This window comes from Chitinophaga sp., from assembly GCF_036569125.1.
Taxonomy (GTDB): domain Bacteria; phylum Bacteroidota; class Bacteroidia; order Chitinophagales; family Chitinophagaceae; genus Chitinophaga.
In genome coordinates this window covers 1-12905 of sequence record NZ_DATCRF010000509.1, presented here as the reverse complement: position 1 = coordinate 12905, position 12905 = coordinate 1, and the positions used below count along the sequence as shown (strand labels likewise).

The 12905-nt window shown below is 50.2% G+C and carries 11 protein-coding genes; all 11 read right to left on the bottom strand.

Annotation, left to right across the window (positions count from 1 at the left end; all coding sequences use genetic code 11):
• Positions 1–980: contractile injection system tape measure protein (locus tag VIM87_RS19330; protein ID WP_331998585.1), on the bottom strand; the 980-nt coding region annotated here is incomplete at its 3' end.
• Positions 977–3625: a hypothetical protein gene (locus VIM87_RS19325; RefSeq protein WP_331998584.1), complete on the bottom strand. Its 2649-nt coding sequence runs from the start codon at positions 3623–3625 to the stop codon at positions 977–979. The genes VIM87_RS19325 and VIM87_RS19330, both read right to left, overlap by 4 nt.
• Positions 3626–3668: 43 nt before the next feature.
• Positions 3669–4454: a hypothetical protein gene (locus tag VIM87_RS19320; protein ID WP_331998583.1), complete on the bottom strand. Its 786-nt coding sequence runs from the start codon at positions 4452–4454 to the stop codon at positions 3669–3671.
• A gap of 12 nt (positions 4455–4466) precedes the next feature.
• Positions 4467–8297, bottom strand: a complete 3831-nt coding sequence (locus tag VIM87_RS19315) for a hypothetical protein (protein ID WP_331998582.1) — start codon at positions 8295–8297, stop codon at positions 4467–4469.
• Complete coding sequence (locus tag VIM87_RS19310) at positions 8294–8716, bottom strand: GPW/gp25 family protein (RefSeq protein ID WP_331998581.1); 423 nt, start codon at positions 8714–8716, stop codon at positions 8294–8296. Before VIM87_RS19310 ends, VIM87_RS19315 begins: the two co-directional genes overlap by 4 nt.
• Positions 8717–8718: 2 nt before the next feature.
• Complete coding sequence (locus tag VIM87_RS19305) at positions 8719–9021, bottom strand: PAAR domain-containing protein (RefSeq protein ID WP_331998580.1); 303 nt, start codon at positions 9019–9021, stop codon at positions 8719–8721.
• 133 nt (positions 9022–9154) lie between these two features.
• Positions 9155–10969 carry a type VI secretion system tip protein VgrG gene (gene vgrG, locus VIM87_RS19300; protein ID WP_331998579.1) on the bottom strand — a complete coding sequence of 605 codons (1815 nt, stop codon included), beginning with the start codon at positions 10967–10969 and terminating at the stop codon, positions 9155–9157.
• Between the two features lie 5 nt (positions 10970–10974).
• On the bottom strand, positions 10975–11667 hold the full coding sequence (locus VIM87_RS19295) for a hypothetical protein (RefSeq protein WP_331998578.1): 693 nt from the start codon (positions 11665–11667) through the stop codon (positions 10975–10977).
• Positions 11668–11679: 12 nt separating this feature from the next.
• Positions 11680–11850, bottom strand: coding sequence for a DUF5908 family protein (locus VIM87_RS19290; protein ID WP_331998577.1), 171 nt, complete (start codon positions 11848–11850; stop codon positions 11680–11682).
• Positions 11851–11853: 3 nt separating this feature from the next.
• The gene (locus tag VIM87_RS19285; RefSeq protein ID WP_331998576.1) at positions 11854–12342 is read right to left on the bottom strand and encodes a phage tail protein; all 489 of its coding nucleotides are present in this window, start codon (positions 12340–12342) and stop codon (positions 11854–11856) included.
• Between the two features lie 18 nt (positions 12343–12360).
• Positions 12361–12849, bottom strand: a complete 489-nt coding sequence (locus VIM87_RS19280; RefSeq protein ID WP_331998575.1) for a phage tail protein — start codon at positions 12847–12849, stop codon at positions 12361–12363.
• Between the last annotated feature and the right edge of the window lie 56 nt (positions 12850–12905).

Below are 12905 nucleotides of genomic sequence, written 5' to 3'. Positions count from 1 at the left end.
CGGAGCACCGCTACCTGCTCATCCGGTGTGGTGTTCCTGTGATCCGTGGTATTGGGTGGATAGCGGCCTGCCTTCAATTGCTCACCGGCATATTCCTCGTAAAGCGTTCTTATAAAACCACCCACACTGGCTTCGGCCGTATCCTGCTTATAAAATAACAGGGCGTTATAGAACAGCTGCAACAAGTGTTCATACGCTACATTAAAGTGCTGCGCCATCTGGCCCAGGTGGCTGCGTACAAACTGTTTGCGGTTAAAGTAAGCGCTGGTTTCCGTGAACAGGTAATTCAGCACAAACCACCATACTGCCCTTTCCAGTGTTTTACTTTCTGTTTGCAGGATGGTTTGGCGTTGCTGCAGCTGCACAATTTCCCGGCTATAGGCGAAAATAAAAACGGCTTCTGCGGGTTCCAGCACGGTAACTACCTGCTGAATGGCGGCTATGGGAAACTGGTACGCAATACGCTGACGCACATACGCAGCCCTGGCAATATCGCGCAGCAAAGCTGCCAGGCGGTTAGGCTCCGCAGCTGCCAGGTGTATGATGGCCAGCTCCGGTTGTTTACGTTCTGCTGCAGTGGCCCACCAGGGCATGGCCCCGCCGAGCAGGTAATAACGCAGCAGCTCAGACAAACGGTCGGCGCCGGTTTTAAGCTGCACCTTGCCGGTAAGTGTGTACTGCTCACCGGAAATACCGTAACGCAGAATATCTGCCAGCGCCTTTTCAAGGGCCGACATTATTTTAGCGGGCAGCTCTGTTTCTACATCTTTGTATAAAATAAAACCCAGGTCTAATTCAAGCGTATCCAGCACGGCCACCATTTGTTCCGGTACGATCCTTTGCAGCAGCATATCCATATCGCCGCTGATCCGCTGCCGGAACAGGTGGCTGATGCGCTCCTGCAGCGCCAGCGATTGCGCCCTGTTGCTGCTTTGCACATCAAAGGTGTACTGCCGGATAATATGGTGCGCCTCACTCATAGATCAAAATAATGTTCTCCTGCCAGCATCTTAATCAATTCGCTGGTATCTTCCTGCAGGTCCTTTTTTTGGCGTAGCAGATCCAGCCAGTTGAAGTATTCCTTTTCAAAGCTGCGCATAGCGCCAATGCCTAACCACTTAAACTGGATCACAAACTGCACCGGGGTATGCTCCCGGAACAGCTCTTCTGCAAAAGCCCTGAACTCCGGCAGCTGGAAACGGGCAGGCCATGCGGGAAATACTACGGTAAGGCCAAAACGATAAAAGTCTTCCCGCAGCATCTGGCCGTAACCCTGCTTTATGTAAAACTCAAAGTAGGCTTGCTGTGCTGCAGCTTCTTCCTGCAGCTTGGCTATGGCCTCCTCCCTTTCGTCAAAGGTGTACCAGTAAGGATGCTCTTTCAGCACATTACCGTTGCGGTCGTACATGCGGTAACCAAAACGGCGCTCATAGTTCCAGGGTTTCATCAGCAGGTGCTCTACCAGGTAAAACCCTTCGGACTGCTCGCTGATGCTGCGCAGGTGTTTGATCATATCCTGCAGGGCATGCGTGGCATGCGCGCGGGTGCCGGCCCTTATTACCACCCGCCATATTTCGTGCTGGCGGTGGCGGTATACTACCAGGTATTCCCGGCGCTCCTCATCATATACAATGCGGTAGTTCTCTATGCTTAAGCCATGCTTCAGGAAAGAAACGGGCTGGTTGCCGTAGTCGTACCTGTTTTCCGGCGGCGTATCCGGCAGGTCCTGCAGCGTTACCTTGATCACCTCATCGCGCACCGTGTATTCCTTGGTGAGCCACAGGTGCATGTGACTGGGCCGTGTATGCACCTCTACCTTTAAATGTTCTGCATCAAATACTTCACTGAGGCGTTTACGTTTATCACCGGGTATATATAATAAATGGCGCAGCCAGTTCTCATACCCCGACCATTCGCCGGGCGTAAAAGGATCTGCAGTATAGTCAAATGAATGCAGGCGGTTGGCGGTTAGCTTTACCACATCGCGGAGAATGCTTGCTTTCCATTCCAGCTCCCGGCTTATCCGGGGCTCATCAGCTGCTGCATCCCCGTATACATGCTCATAAACCGTTACGGGATATTTCATGAGCGACAGGTTAAAGCGGGCCAGCAAATGATCCAGCACACGGGTTTTACGTTCCTGGTAGGTTTTGCTGGTTTCCTGCTCATGCTGCAGCGCTTTCATATAGTCATTGCCGGTATCTTCCTTAAACTCATCCCATTCCTGTGCAGGCTGTTTTCCTGTAAAGGCAGCCAGCAGATTGCGCACATGCGGTACATTATATAAAGGCTGTACTGCGTAGGTGTAGGGCGTGGCACCGTCTGTTAACGGTGAAAAGAAATTGCCCATGCTGCCCAGCTGGGCCAGGTAATTGGCCAGCAGCTGCTCAAAGAATAACAGGTATGCTTTCAGCTGCTTGGCCTGGGCCTTACGCCGTTCTGTGGCCTGCTTATCCAGCCCTTCCTCACCAATGCCGTAAATGTAGGGGAAATGATGCTGCAGGGAATAATACCAGCTGAGGTTGCGGTAAGATGCTTTTAAGGGTATATGGGTATCTCCTGTTTTCTGGCCTACGAACTTACGGCGGGCAATGATCTTCATTTTCTGGTAGGTGTTCCAGAAAGCCACTTCTTTTAAACGGTATTCGTATTTATCGCTGAATATTTTAATGTCGTTCTTATCACCGGCAATCTGTAACATCGGGTAGCTGCCGGGTTTCAGGGTTAAGGGACGGGCGGAGTAATTGCCATCTTCGCCGGCGATGGTAAGGGTTTTTACTTTAATAACCCCGGCTACTTCTGATACTGCCTTTACTAACACTGCCGGATCTACGATGCCGGGACGGGGCCGCAGGTCGCTTTCTACAATAAACCCTTTTTTCAACAGCGGACCGCAGTAAATTTCTTCTATGCTGTAGCCTTTGTCCAGCAGCTCTGCTTCTGTAAAAAAGCGGATAGGCGGATGCAGCGCAAACTCAAATGCATTACACATATGGGCCATCAGCTCCTGGGGGTCATACTTGCTATCGACCATGATCTCGGCCTTCAATGATATTTCCTGCGGCTGCAGCACTACAAATGCTTCCACATCTTCCCCAATGTTACGGTGGGCCATCATACAGCGCTCTACTGCAGCTACTATTGGTTTCAGCGCATCGGGATTACCGGCTGCTGCTGTCACCAGCTCATCTTCTATCTGCAGAAACAAGCGGTAAGTACCTTTGGTGGTGCCACAGGTCTGCAGGGAGGGTATGGGCTCAATCCAAACGTTCTCTATTTCATCTACTTCATCCAGGATCAGCTTCCGGTAATCATTGACGGTTACGGGCGCTGAACTGAGGATAGCGGCTTTTGCAAAAAAGGTATGCAGCAGCGGATCAATGTTACCGTTCTTATCGGCCAGTATTTCATCAATAGGAAAATCTGTACGGTAAGCCAGGTCGGTAATGGCATAGCAAAGCTGTTCCAGGATGGTAACACCGGGATCGTGCAGGTTGTAATCTGTCCAGGTATTGCCGGACAAAGCCTGCACATGGGCAATGGCTTCGCGGCGCAGCTGCTCATATTCAAATGCGGCCTCGCGGGCCTTGTCGCGGTTTATTACTATGGAAGGTGTATCTGCCACGGTTGAAAAAATGATGGTTTAAAGTAAGGTGGTTTGCTGCCTGCTAGTAATAATATTCGTCCGGCATAAATACATCATCTGCCCAAAGGCGGGTAATGCGGTAGTAAATTTCTACTCCCGGGCCGTAATTGCTGTTGGTACGCAGCTGCAGGGCATAGTTATGCGTGCGGCCTTTCCAGCGCAGCTTGATCTTATTCCAGCAAAAGCCGTAATAGGCACATTCCTGGCGGATCTTATTGCGGCGGCCTCCAAAGGTGCTGAGCGCATAGGCATGCATCATTGCATGGCGGCCTGCATGTTTTAAACCGGTGCGCGCTACTACTTCAAAGGCCTGGCAGTTATCCAGCTCCTGCAAAATGGGATACCATTTACCATCCGCCGGGATCTTCCCTACCTTGTAAGTGCCCACCCGGCCTTCCATGCCGGCAAAACCGTTGATATCTACCTTAAAGCTGGGATCACATTTTTTGCCTACGCCCAGCTTTCCATCCATATGAAAGAAAAAGGCTCTTTCGTCCTGCTCCTTTTGCGCACCTTCCCTTTGATTGGGCTGCAGGCGCAGGCTGGGATATTCCTGCTCATCTTTTTCCATCATGAAAAATGGTTCCAGGTCGTCGGTGGCGCGGTAAAAAGAAACCAATCTTTTAGAGCCGCCCAGGGCAGATATGAGCAATCCATTTTCTTCATCCTTGGAAAAGCCATCTTCCTGTTTATTGATCGTGGAATCGATCAGATAGCCGAAGTGATTTTCTGTAGGCATTCTCCCGTTCCTGAAATATTGCTTGAGCTCTTCGCGCCCATACATTTTTTTATTTTGTTTAGCGTCCATAATGAACCGGATTTATTTGGGTTGAATACTAATTGTGAGCATTTCTTCTTCAAAAGACGAACTGTCATGCTGCGCCGGCGGGCCTGCATCGGCCTCCTTACCTACCAGCAGCTCATTGCTTACCAGCAATCCGTCGATGCCCAGGGCCTGCGGATCTTCATACAAAGACGCATCCAGCACTGTGATCAAATGCTCATCGGAAGGAATGAGCACCCCTTCCGGTACGGAGGCGCGGATAAAGGGCACTTCTTCGGCGGCAGTATCTGTAATGCGGCCCATTACCTGCCCGTTGCGCGGGTTCTTTTCATAATAAAAATGCACCAGTGAAAAGCCGGTAACATAATCCACATAAGGCAGGCGGTTAATGAAGTTCAGCATTTCAGAACGGTATAGCACCGTGCCTATCTTAAAATCATTAACCGTATTAAACAGCCATGGGCAAAGGTATTGCTTGATATCTTCCTGCAGCTTTTGCAGGTACAGGTTATCGTTGTAGTTATTATCCGTAGGTATGAACCGGATCTTACATACTACTTTTATGCGTTCATACACCGGGTTCCTGATCTCGGCCTTTACAAAAGGCGACATCTTTTTTTGTACAAAGGCCTGTATGCGGTACAGCGTGGCCAGGTCTACCTTTGGTTCCAGGGTGTTGAACTGCCCGCTGCTGTTCTTGGGCGGGGCAGGCACCACTATAATGCTTACATCCGGCTGCTCCGGCATATGCTTCATACGGTTTGCATCAATAGGCAAACATTTTACGATCAGCAGCTCCGGAAATTCCTGCAGCAGGATCTGTGCAACATCAAAGCTCAGCACGGGTCTTTGCTTATGCCGCAGGCGCTCGCTTACGCGGGTATAATACTGCATTTCCGTTTCCTTTTGCCGGCCCCCAAAAGAGGGGAATGGCTGCCATACCTGCTGGATAGTTTTTATATCTGTTTGAAATTTTTTGATGGAGAAAGGATCAATGGACAATGTTTCATTCAGGCTTTCACCGTCGCCCATCAGCTGCCTTTCTGCTACCACAGCGTTGGGAAAAATGCCTATTACCCTGGGATTAGCGCCGGTAACCTGGCTTGCGGAGATCCTGATCCAGAAAAGCTCCGGGTCCATCATGCTACTGCCGTTGCTAATGTTATCGGGCACACGTATTTTAATGATGCCGCTTTTCAGCAGGTTGTTCGTATCATCCGATAACAGCTGCGTTCTTTCAAAGGGCAGCCAGCGGTTGTTGTTTAAGTGGCTCCATTTTAAGGGGGTGATGCCAACGGCGGTATCACTGTAATGTTTTTCTTCCAGCTGGAAAAGTAACGACAGCTCCTCATTGGGATACAGGCGGTTGAAACCTATGAACAGGTTGCCCATATCTTCTGCTACCGGCACCAGCGCAAAAGTTGTGTTATTGGGTACGGGATAAGTTTTACGGTAACCGTAGGGCAGCACCTGGTATACTTCCAGCCCATCGCCCTGCTGTTCTGTTTGTACAGATTTGAGGGCCTCCATATGTTCCAGCGTATAGTTAATGGAAATGGATTTTACAACAGGCAGGTAAGGCAGGTTAGGAACCGGCATCTTCTTTTTCGGAAGAATGCCTTTTTGCGCATTGCTCATGATCACTTCCGGGAAGATCTGTGAGAACAGGCGGTGGCCAAAGGCTTCAGAGGGCGACAGCAGCTCAAGCCGGATAGCGCCTTCGCGGTATAACGAAATATCCGGCTGCCATTCTTCGGCCAGCAGCATATTATTGGGAAATGACAGCCTGGTGAAATCCACATTCTGCAGCACGGTGTTTTCCGATAAATAAACCTTTCCTTCCCGGTCGCGGGTGGTTTGAAACAGGTTCAGGTTTTGCTGGCTTTGCCGTTCGGGAAAATACACGCCGTTGTTTAAGCTGCTGATGCCTACTTTAAATGCCTCGTTCTGCATGCCTGCATCATAGCTGAGGTAATAGGCATCGAAACCGGTTTCATGCCGGGGCAGGTTTAACCATTCCAGGTTAATGGTAAAGTTGCGTGTAAAGCGGTTAAAGATGTTGCTGTTGCGGATATCCAGGAAAGAGCCTACATAGGGCTGCGGGCCAAACAGCAGGAAAGAGCTGTCTGCACTTACCGGCCCTATGTTATTCTGCATCTTAAAATACCTGTGGCCGGTCACATTCACTTTTACGCATACACGTTCCAGCAGCATAGGCCGCAGGTAGCTGTAAGCATGGTGAAAGCTGGTATTGTTCAACAACACTTTTAAGAAGGGCTGCTTAGAGCTTAGCCCGCCGCCGTGCGCTTTTTCATCATATACGCCCCAGGGTTTATCAGTAGGGTCCAGCGCAAAGAAAATTTCCATGCTATTATCCGTAAGCTCCGCTATGCTGCTTTTTACACTGAAACGCGGAATGGGCTCCCATGCATCGGGAGCCGTGTAATATATAAGGAAAGCGCCGGCAAGCAGCTGCGTAAGCACTACGGATTCACTGCGGTTAGATACTTTGGCAAAGTTCTGCACATAGGCTACAAAGCCGCTGAAAGTGTCCGGCTCAAAATAAAGCTTTACATGCACCTGCCGGTAACCATCTTTCAGGTACATTACCGGCGAGCCAATGATAAAGCCCACATTGGTATCTTCCATGGTACGGCGGGAATCTGAAATATCATGCTGATCCTCTCCCAGCAGCAGCCAGGGTTTAATGACCGTACCTTCTTTCTGATAATCTGCCGCAGGCGTTATGGGATGCACGGCCAGGTAGGGCTGCGCTTCGCGGATATCGCGCAGCTGCAGCGTGGAGGCGGCTATCTGCACATAATCGCTTACATACAGGCTATACAGGCCCATGATCTTTATGTTATGCACCTTTACCGCATCCTGCAAAACAAAGGGCAGCGGCTCTTTACGTGCATTGGTGGCTGCCAGCAGCACCTGTCCTTTTTCTATGGTAAAGTTATGTGCTACCGGCACCGGCTCTACGAAAACATGTACCCGGTCGGGCACTGCGGGTAATGAGCGGATGCCCAGCACCTGCCGGTAATAATAATCCAGATGCCGTTTGGGGATCTTGTTGATCTGCTGCTGCAGATGTTTATAGAGCTCTATAAAAGCCAGCAGCAGGCCCATATGCGGGGTATGCTGCATTGTTGCCAGCTGGTTCCTTAAATAGTAGCCGGCGGAGCTGGATACCTGGTAAAATTTAGTACGCAGGTTATCATACAGCGTGTTCAGGGAATAAAATCCTTCAAACACCTCTGTGCCTTCACCGGGGTTATTGAATGCGCGGCTGTAGAGGCGGCGCAGCGTATGCGTCATTTCCAGAGGGCGTACGCGGTGCTCATGCAGGGCCACCTGCCGGGGAAATAAGCTGATCACCTGGTATTCAAAACGGTGCAGGCGGGTCATGTCATCTTCCAGCACATCTATTACCTGCTCTATGTAATGCCATACGGCGTAGGTTTTATCGGCCTGCCGTAATTTCTGCAGCACATCCATGAGCACAATGCCAATGTCGTACAGTAACAGGAACAGCGCTTGTGTATGATCGAACAGCTCATCATCATTTTCCGCATTGTTCAGGTTTTCGCGGATGCGCAGGAACGAGGCTTCATAGTGTGTGAAGTCAAGGGCGCTGGCAGTGATAAGCATCACAACCAGGTCGGCATGAAAGAATTCTTCCCAGGTGCCTTCTACCTGGTTGTGAAAATTGTAGTAGTTAAACTGGGTGGCAATGTGTGTGAGCAGCTGCAACAGCTCATGCGGCGACCTGTCATCCACTTTCACATAGTCCGGTACCAGGGCCTCCAACTGCCTTTCCAACTGACTGATACCGTCCTGTATATGTTCAAAAAAGTTGCTCATCCGTCGCTAATGTTGGTACCTTCCAGGTAGTAGAAGGGATATACCATATTATGTCTTGTGTTAGTGGCTATAATGCTGTAGGTGATCTGCATGAACAGGGCGCCGGTTTCCTGGCTTCTGTCTGCCACCACGGCATCTATGAACTTAATACGCGGTTCATATTTTAACAGGGCGTGGTAAATAATATGATTCAGCTCACTGATCATGCGGGAATCGGCTATTTCAAATACCAGCCTTTTTATGTCGCAGCCAAAGTCCGGCTGCATCAGGCGCTCGCCGGGTATGGTGCTGAGTATGATGCGGATGCTTTCTTCAATGTCCATCACATCCGACACCATTTGTACGCTGGCATCCAGCTTATCGAAGGAAGGCGGAAAGCTCCAGCCGGTGCCTAAAAAAGATTGTATCTCCTTTGCCATCTTTATCCTCCTATTAATACGGTGGGAAAACCGGTTACAATTACGCCGCCATGCGCTGTCATATCGCCCATGCGGGCGGCGGGGCGGCCGCCAATGAGCACTGTTGCGGAGCCCATAACAATGCTATCCGGCGGGCCTACACAGGTAAGCATATCGCCCAGGGCAGCTGCGGGCAGCATGCCTATGAGCACATTGGGCATGCCCGGTCCTATAACGGGACCGCCTACATGCGGAATGGGCGGCAGGCCCGGTGTTACCATCGGGCAGGTGTGCATATCGGTAAGGCGTGCGGCTGGTTGTCCCATGAGAATTACGAATTATTTAATTACGAATTGTGTTTTACAATTGTGCCAGTAGTCAGTTTAATTATGAATTTTTCAATTACGAATTATATTATAAATGCGAATTACAAGTGTATGTGAGGTGTTTAATTCGTAATTAATTTATCATCACAGTTGCGCCCAGCACCGTTACCACGCCGCCTGATGTGAGCTGCGCGGTGCTGGTGCCGGTGGCGGCAAATGCGGTGGTGGCGGTATTGGCAATGTTCATACCGCTTACGGCTACGTTGGCCGGCGTAGTAACATTTCCCCCGCCGGTGCCATTCAGCGTAATGGTGCCGGTGGCCTGCAGGGTCATATTTGCTACGCTGGTGATCTCTATACCGGAAGCGGATGTTTTAATAGTGTTCTGGTTCATATCCGTGATCTGTATGCCCATGGCGGTATCGCTCATAGTAATGGTGTTACCGCCAGGTGTGGCAATGGTGATCACCTTATTCATATCATCAAACGTTACCTTTAACTGGCTTTTGGTATAGATGGCCTTTGTATAGTTGTTATTGTCTGCCGGCACTACGGGCGGCACTTTGCCCTTGCTATACAAGCTGCCTAAGATGATGGGGTAGCGCGGATCGTTCTCCACAAAACCTACTACCACCTCATCTCCTATTTCCGGAAAAAAAATATCGCCGGCATTGGATGTGGCGTATAAATTTCCCAGCCGGGCCCAGGTACCGGTTTGCCCGGCGGCGGTGGATGCCAGCTTTACCTGCACCCGGTATTCTGCACCGGGGTCCATGGAAATGCTCATCACCTCTCCCAGCTGTAAGCCCTGCATGGCAGGCAGCTGGCCGTTTGCGGGGAAATAGGTAAAGTTGTTCTTTTCATAGATAGGCATACTATCCAGCCCAAACTTCACATGGGTTTCCCATTCCCCATCCTTCATTTCATGCGTAACAGCGGTTACGTAGGCGTTACCATCAAAGCGGGTGCCTACGCCGGATAGCTCAATGAGCGTATTGGGTAATACGCTGGCATTTCCCATAAAGGATACTCTGCCGCGTACGGCCTGCAAACGCAGGCGCAGCAAAGTGCTGTCGGCCCAGGTTTTCAGCTCGGCCTGTGTTAAGGGAGTATTGGCTACCAGCTGCAAAGGTGTGTCCTGTAACAGGCTGCCCATAGCTTTGGGCGTGGGATTGCCCTGCTCATTCAGGGTAGGCTCTGTAGCGCTGGATTCCAGCAGGGCAAGTGTTTGCGGGTCCCAGGCAGATGCAGACAACGATGCCGGCTGCCTTTCCGCATTCAGCTCTGCATGAAAGCTGTTGATGGATTCTCCGAATGCCACCAGCAGCACTGCAGTACCCGATACCTGCGGCGGGCCTACAACTATCTGATCATCTGTCAGGGATACCAGGTAACCGTTGAACTCTGCGCGGGCCAGTAAAAAATCCCAGTCTGTTGCAAACTTCTGGAACATCAGCTCATTTACATCTGTAGTGGCGGTAACAGTAGCCGAGAGACCGCTGTTACCGGCCAGGGTAGACATAATTGCGCTGTCGGTCTGGTTCGCGAACACCGCATCTTTTTTATTGATGGTCATTTTCACGGCGCTGTGCTTACAGGTAACGGTAAGTGAGAAGGCGCCGCTTTCATTGGCCTGTATGGATTGCTTTACGATAATGCCGGTAAAGATCTGCGTACCTGCTACCAGCCCGTAACCGGCGGTAATAACCAGCGTAGCGCCGGGAACAAAATACGCACTGTCGCTGGCGGGGAAATCACCGGCCACACCGGATTGGGTTTCTGAAGTTGTTCCATCCAGGATCACCACTTCAGCATAAGAGATCCTGTTGATCTCATGATGTACCCGCACGGAGAGGATCGGATACAGGTCCTGTATATCTTTACCATTCGCGGTAACGGTTACACGTAAGGTAGGGTCCTGTACGTTTGTGGGACTTGCGGCTGCCATTCGGTTTATTTCTTTAATGGAGGGAAGTATAGCTCATCACCGGGTTTAATAGCATGTATGCTGTTTAAACCGTTCACCCGCGCTACTTCCATGTAGTGGAATGCTTCTCCGTAAATGCGGTAGGTCATTAAAGGCAGCGTATCACCGGCTTTAACGGTACGCATATGGGTAAGGTCCGGAGAGCTTCTGCGGGCCTGCTGCGTTTTTGTTGAAAGCGGTATAGATTCCGACAGCTTAAGCTTAACCAGCGCGCGTAAGGCGGCGCCTCCGGGAGTGAATAGTGTATACTTAACCGTTATATTCTTACATACGCCGGTGAATACCTGTTCGCCCCAGGTGATGCGCAGGTAATTGGGACGGTGTACATCGCCCTGGTAATCGTACACAATATCCATCATTTGCTGAACATAGTCGTCTACGGAAGAAACGCCTGCGGGCAGCGGCACTACCCCGGTACCATCTGCCAGCAGCTCCAGGTCAAAATCGCCGGATGACATACGGGTAAATATTTCCGTGGGTGCAGATGCGCCTAAGGTCTTTGCCTGCTCATACGCAATATTATAGCTGAGCGTATAGGTTTCAGGGTTAATGACAGCGCTGATGGAGCCTACCAGCCCTGAAGTGGCGGTAGGCTCCGAATAGCCCTGTATTAATAATTTAACAAGTGTTCCTGCTGTGGATGTTCCGGGATCCGGCATTTGCTCCTATGTTTACCTTACTGATAAATTGTCCATGTTGGTGATCAGCTTATCCATACACTCCCGTACGATCTTTTCCTTCAGCATCTGCAGCTCCCTGCTGCTGATGTTGTTGCCGGCCGTTTTGGGGGCGTGTTCTTCAATGGTCACTTTGATGATCAACTCGCGTATTTCGAGTGGCATGGCTTATTTTGTTTGCTGAAAATAATCGAAGGCCAGCTCCAGTGTTTCTACCACGATGCCATTATCCTGCGCCTTGAAGTCAGAGACCTTTAAGGCTACCGGGTAAGCATTGGAAAAGCTCCAGGTGGACAGGATGCTGCCATCACCATCCAGGAGGTTCAATGTTACGGTGGCGGGTGTAAAGGTGAACTGCGTAAGGCTGGTCTGCACCCACTTGGTGAGCTCAGAGCCTATGAGCATGCCACGTTTCAGCACCAGGTTCTCATACTTGGGAGGAACGGGTAACCGGCGTGAGAACCGGTTCTCCCCTCCTTCCTTTACTTCCATTGGCGACATTTTCACGGAAAGGCCGCTCACTTCCTGGAAGCTGCCTTCATTGGTACCGGTAAACCCCTCTACCACTACACTGAAATAAAAACTCCAGGGCGGATAGAAAGGAAGCGGCGCTGCTGAAGAGTCTTCAGGCGGTGACGATGATGAAGGATCAGGCATCTGCTATGTTTTTAATAATTAGCTGATGGCCGGTAAGATGAGCATTAATCCTTCATGCGCTACTTCCATAGTTTCAATGGCTGCTTCGTTGGCATCGGATTTCATATCCGTTACCTGCATCTTTACCGGGAAGGCATTAAGTAAAGACCAGCTCATGGCTATCTGGCCGGTTTCATCCAGCAGGCTGATGGTAACGCTGGCACGTGGAATGGTATTCATTTTTATACCACCATCTTTACCTACATACTTGGTCCACAAAGTAGAATCGTTCTGGAAGGTACCTTTTTTGAAGGTGATGTTATTGAACTTCTGAATACCCGGCATTTTCACGGTGGAAAAGGTTTTGCTGCTGCCGCCGCGATATTCGATCACCTGTGTTTCTGAAGAGAGGCCACTTACTTCCTGGAATACAATTTCATCTTTATCCCATATTACCTTGAAGGAAAATTTCACTAATGGCCATATGTTGGCCGACTGGGTAGAACCGTCTGTTTTTAAATCTGCCATAACGTAAGTTTTAATTACGAGTTATCAATTAGGAATGAAGCGGAAAGCAGAAAGCG